General features: G+C 52.6%; 6 protein-coding genes and 1 pseudogene. 3 read left to right on the top strand and 4 right to left on the bottom strand.

Annotated features, from left to right (window positions below):
- Positions 1-168 (bottom strand): IS4/Tn5 family transposase DNA-binding protein (locus GEU01_RS27655; protein ID WP_019087418.1); only part of this gene is annotated, 168 nt, incomplete at its 3' end.
- Positions 169-289: 121 nt separating this feature from the next.
- Positions 290-415: pseudogene (locus GEU01_RS25075) on the bottom strand (P-type conjugative transfer ATPase TrbB); the annotation flags it as partial.
- A gap of 214 nt (positions 416-629) precedes the next feature.
- Between GEU01_RS25075 and GEU01_RS19635 the strand changes: the two are divergent.
- A complete protein-coding gene (locus GEU01_RS19635; protein ID WP_019087417.1) occupies positions 630-899 on the top strand; it encodes an HU family DNA-binding protein in 270 nt (89 codons plus the stop codon).
- 164 nt (positions 900-1,063) lie between these two features.
- On the opposite strand, the gene GEU01_RS19630 is transcribed toward GEU01_RS19635, so the two are convergent.
- Together GEU01_RS19630 and GEU01_RS19625 are read right to left on the bottom strand one after the other, a co-directional pair.
- Complete coding sequence (locus GEU01_RS19630; protein WP_019087416.1) at positions 1,064-2,320, bottom strand: tetratricopeptide repeat-containing protein; 1,257 nt, start codon at positions 2,318-2,320, stop codon at positions 1,064-1,066.
- A gap of 55 nt (positions 2,321-2,375) precedes the next feature.
- Positions 2,376-2,792 (bottom strand): TIR domain-containing protein, encoded by a 417-nt coding sequence (locus tag GEU01_RS19625; protein ID WP_019087415.1) that lies wholly within the window; start codon positions 2,790-2,792, stop codon positions 2,376-2,378.
- A 408-nt stretch (positions 2,793-3,200) separates the two neighbouring features.
- Between GEU01_RS19625 and GEU01_RS27650 the strand changes: the two genes are divergently transcribed.
- Complete coding sequence (locus tag GEU01_RS27650; RefSeq protein WP_019087414.1) at positions 3,201-3,401, top strand: TIR domain-containing protein; 201 nt, start codon at positions 3,201-3,203, stop codon at positions 3,399-3,401.
- A 73-nt stretch (positions 3,402-3,474) separates the two neighbouring features.
- Positions 3,475-4,423 (top strand): IS630 family transposase gene (locus GEU01_RS25070; protein WP_240906627.1). Its coding sequence is split into 2 segments (ribosomal slippage): positions 3,475-3,815 and positions 3,814-4,423, totalling 951 coding nucleotides; the frame shifts between segments, so codons are not numbered across the junction.
- The last annotated feature ends 16 nt before the right edge of the window (positions 4,424-4,439 follow it).

Below are 4,439 nucleotides of genomic sequence, written 5' to 3'. Positions count from 1 at the left end.
AAAAAATCTATATGCTGCCTTGGTCGCAGACCAATCCTGAAATGCCGTCGGGAGAGACTTGCCCGGTCGTTCAGCAAGTGCCGCGAGCATCGTGCCCAGACGCCTGTTCAGGCGCTCGTCGCCAAGGTCAGATCCGGATATTTCCTGTATGACCCAATCCTGTACCATTCTCACACCCCGCCTGCATAAAGGTGACAGAAAAGGAATCACAACAGATTCATCTGCATCAAGCACAAAATTCAAGAACAGCAGATTTGTGGGTAACTGCAAGAGTCGCCGGAAGCTTACCGGGATTGAGCATCACCTCGACGATCGACGGATCATCGAGATGCCCGGCAATCGCCGACCCAAGGGCAGTGCGCAGCATGCGCGTGCCTCGGGCGACGGCTTCGGAGCGGAAAGGCGCAACTGTCATCGGAAACCCGCGATTGACCTCCCGAGGGAGGCGGTGGATCAGCGGGGTTGATTAGAAAGAGGCAGGAACACGCCAGCGCAACAAGTGTCTCGGGACCGTAGGGCGCTGGGATAGAAGAACTTGCATAGGGGTGTGTCGCCGTTTCAGCGGTGACGGGGCGACAGGGCGCTGCTACCGTTTTCCGGAATCGACCACGACACGGACCTGCGCCCGCATGAGCAAAGCCTTCATTGCCGCCGTTCTTCAGGACTCCCTCGTCTGCACGGGTGTTGCCGCCGCCAAGGCCGCCGATGATCTGGTTGGTGCCATTGTCGCCGAACTGGAGCAGGAGGGTGGCTTCACACTGCCGTCCTTCGGGACATTTACCGTCCACAAGACCAAGGCCCGCAAGGCGCTCAATCCCCGCACCGGCGAACCGGTGAAGGTCAAGGCGGGCAAGACCGTGCGCTTCAAGGCTAGTCCGAATCTCAAGAAGGCGATCTGATCGGACTCTTCGTCCAATGACCTCCAGACGGTGATGTTCGGGAATAGAAGAGTAGAAGACTGGCAGTTTCCGCCTACATGTCGGTCATTCGGAGCTGTCGTGACAGTTTATCGACAGCGGACGTTCTTTATGTCGCCTGCCTGTGAGTTTCATTGGTCATAGAACTATAATTTGTCTGGCGCGTCCGATGAAGATATGCTCAGGACGTGCATCTTGGACTCCTGATAAGTCTCGATTTCCCAATTTGCTGGTTGCTCCGCCATAAACCTTTCCTCAAACTGCTCACCGTCTTGGGGTTTACCTAAAGCATATGCGCAGTTTGCGAGTGTTGCCAACACCCAACGTCTGTCGGCTCGCTCATCGAAGGATGGTGTTTCAATCAAGAGCAATAGGGTTTCGAGCAGCGCCGTGCGAATTTTCCGTGCGCTCAGGCGATCATAAAGGGCCTCGTCCGGATCGGTCTGCAACCCCTGTCGAAATTCATAACAGAGTGCTAGATTTTCGCCATTATAGTAGTCCCGTCTGACTTCGAAACCCCGTCCATAGTAACGGATAGCGGCATCAAGCTGAGGACGATCATTCGTCAGGTGCCAAAGGCGTTTGTATATAGCTCCAGTAATACCGAGCGTCTCCGGATCGTTGGAGCTGTCTGGACTTAACTGGTTTATGATCTGCAAACCGGCTATCAATGCAGCCAAGGGCGAAGGTTTTTTTGCTTTATAAGTAGCCAAAGCCAGTTGCTGGATGATGAACGGATCAGGCCCCTTCAGATGGGCAGCCGCTTTAAATGCGTTGACCGCAACCTCGGGGTTGCTCGCCTTCATCGCGGCCTCCCCTTTTTGCATTAATTCTGAAAGCCTTTCCTGCGCAGCCTCAGTCTCGTCAACTAAATCCGAAAACTCTTCTTCGTTAAGCTTGGGCTGCATGAGCCGGGGCAGATAAGTGTAAACTGGACTATCCGTCTTGCCCGATGCCATGACCTCCTTGATCAAAACCCCCAAGTCGCGGGTGGCGCGTCTTGCTTCACGTGCTCCGATATCTTCACCAAGATGATCGTACTCGAAGGTATTGACATGATTCAGATCGAAATAGAGTCTACCCTCACGCTCCTTCATAATAATAGTGCAGTTTGGCCGCAGCGCATGCCGCACGCCGAGTTCGTAGACAGCGTTGATGTTACCCGTTGAGATATCGGCGATAACGAGGTCTGATTGAAGCAGCATCTCGTACATTGGCGTATCAATGATGCCGGAGTGCATGATTTCATCGGCCCTGATGCACCGTAAATTATGCTTGGTTGCGGCGGGTTCAATGATGGCCTCGTAGGTCGCATCCAAATCGATCGTCCGCCCGGATTCAAAATCCGTCTTCTTGCCGAAACCCATCACGACAAAACATATTGCACGACTATCTTCGTTCATATGATCTTTATCACTATATCTCTAATAATAGTTCTCAGGCCTAACTCTCTGCGGATCAGTATCCAACTTTAGCCTTTTTGAGAGCATCGACGATGCGGTCTCGTTCAAAGCTGGTCGCCCAAGATGTGCCGACGTTTAATAGACCGGCAGGGGTGATGTTGGTCTTATTCAGTTTTACCGCAGCTAACTTAAGCTTGATGTCATCCTGCTTGGCTCGTGCGATCTCCCATCCTATCCAGTCGCTGGTACTGCTCTTCTCACCCACAATCACCAACAGATGCGTTGCAGATTTAAGTAACTTCGTCAAAGATGCCTTAATCACCGCTGAATTATCACTATCGATTGGAATATTTGGACCACGACTATCGAACTCAAAGTCGAAGTCCTCATTGGCGTCCCATGCTTGAAGAAGATATTTGTATAAAGCGTCCTCTGAATGATCATAGCTAACGAAAACTTTTGTCTTTGCCATTGCAGGTTTCTATCACTCTCAAATTCATTAAGACTTGTGATTCGTAGGTAGCATCACGACGGTGGTGTGGCGATACTTATCGCGATTTTTTAGCTCGCTTGCGTGCGGACCGCAAAATTGTAAGTTCCGATGTGACCTGCCTACCTCAATCCTACACGCCTATAGCCCGGAATTATTACCAACCAAACCAGAGCATGACTTCTATAAATATCGCATTTTTCTTATTCTAATAACATGAAGGGTATCGCGGTGTGGCATCTGGGTATAACCTTACATCACGGTCAGGAGGTACGCCAATTCGCCTTGCGCTAAGCAGGACGGTTTGCTTTAATAAGTGCCTAAGAAAAGCACTTCTTGAAACACAATAATGTTCGTTACATAATGAAGATTTGTAAATAGGATAGATAAATGGGGATTCCGCGCACTTTCGTTGGATTTAGCAGCACCGACATTCACTATTATCGTCTAATGCTCGCATGGAGAGAGAACGAGCATATCGATTTTAACTTCACCAACTGTCAGCTAGCAAAAGAAATCAACTCGGAAAACGAAGCTTACATTAAGCAGAAGTGCCGTGAGCGAATTGGTCTAGAGCATAATCTGATCTAATAGGTTCATTTTAAGATTCCCATACTGGTCGAAATCTGATTCATACTATGTGCCGGTATGGAGGCCGGCCCGTATGACCCGAGCCCTGTCTGCTGACCTTCGCCGCCGCACGATTGCGGCTGTTGCCTCTGGCATGACCCGTCGTGCGGCGGCGGTTCGTTTTGGTGTGTCTTCGTCGAGCGTTATCCGCTGGGTTGCCGAGTGGCAGGCCAGCGGTCGTGACCATGCGCTTAAACAGGGCGGTGATCGCCGTTCTCACCGGATTGAAGCGTGGTCAGCCTTCCTGCTAGCCGCGATTGAAACAAAGGCCGATATTTCCCTTGTCGAACTGGCGGAGACACTTGCAGCGGAACACGGTGTCCGCTTTGCGCCGAGTACGATCTGGCGCTGTCTCGACCGTCACGACATGACCATCAAAAAAAACGGCGCACGCCAGCGAGCAGACACGGCCCGACGTCGCACAGCGGCGCGAGGCCTGGTTTGACAGTCAGCCTGACCTTGATCCGGCCCGTCTGATCTTCATCGACGAAACAGCCGTCTCAACGAAGATGGCCCGCCTGCGGGGGCGGTCACAACGGGGCACGCGCTGTCGGATGTCCGTGCCCCACGGGCACTGGAAAACCACGACGTTCATCGGCGGGCTGCGCCTCTCCGGCATGACAGCACCGATGATGCTGGACGGCCCAATGACCGGCGAATGGTTTGCCGCCTATACCCGCAAGGTGCTCGTTCCAACCCTGTCGCCGGGAGACGTCGTCATTCTGGACAATCTGCCCGCCCATAAAGGAGCCGCTGCCCGCGAGGCTGTGGAGGCAGTCGGCGCCAGGTTGTTGTTCCTGCCGCCCTACAGTCCTGATTTCAACCCGATCGAAAACATCTTCGCCAAAATGAAGGCGTGGATCAGACGGGTGGCACCGCGAACCCTCGACGCTCTTCAAAATACCGTCTGTGGAGCAATTGACGATATCTCTCATCGCCAGGCCGCAGCGTGCTTCACCGCCGCTGGATATGAACCAGACTGATCGGATTATGCTCTAG

The organism is Komagataeibacter europaeus LMG 18890, assembly GCF_000285295.1.
GTDB lineage: Bacteria > Pseudomonadota > Alphaproteobacteria > Acetobacterales > Acetobacteraceae > Komagataeibacter > Komagataeibacter europaeus.
The sequence above is the reverse complement of the archived record's forward strand: the minus strand, read 5'-3'. Positions and strand labels throughout refer to the sequence as shown.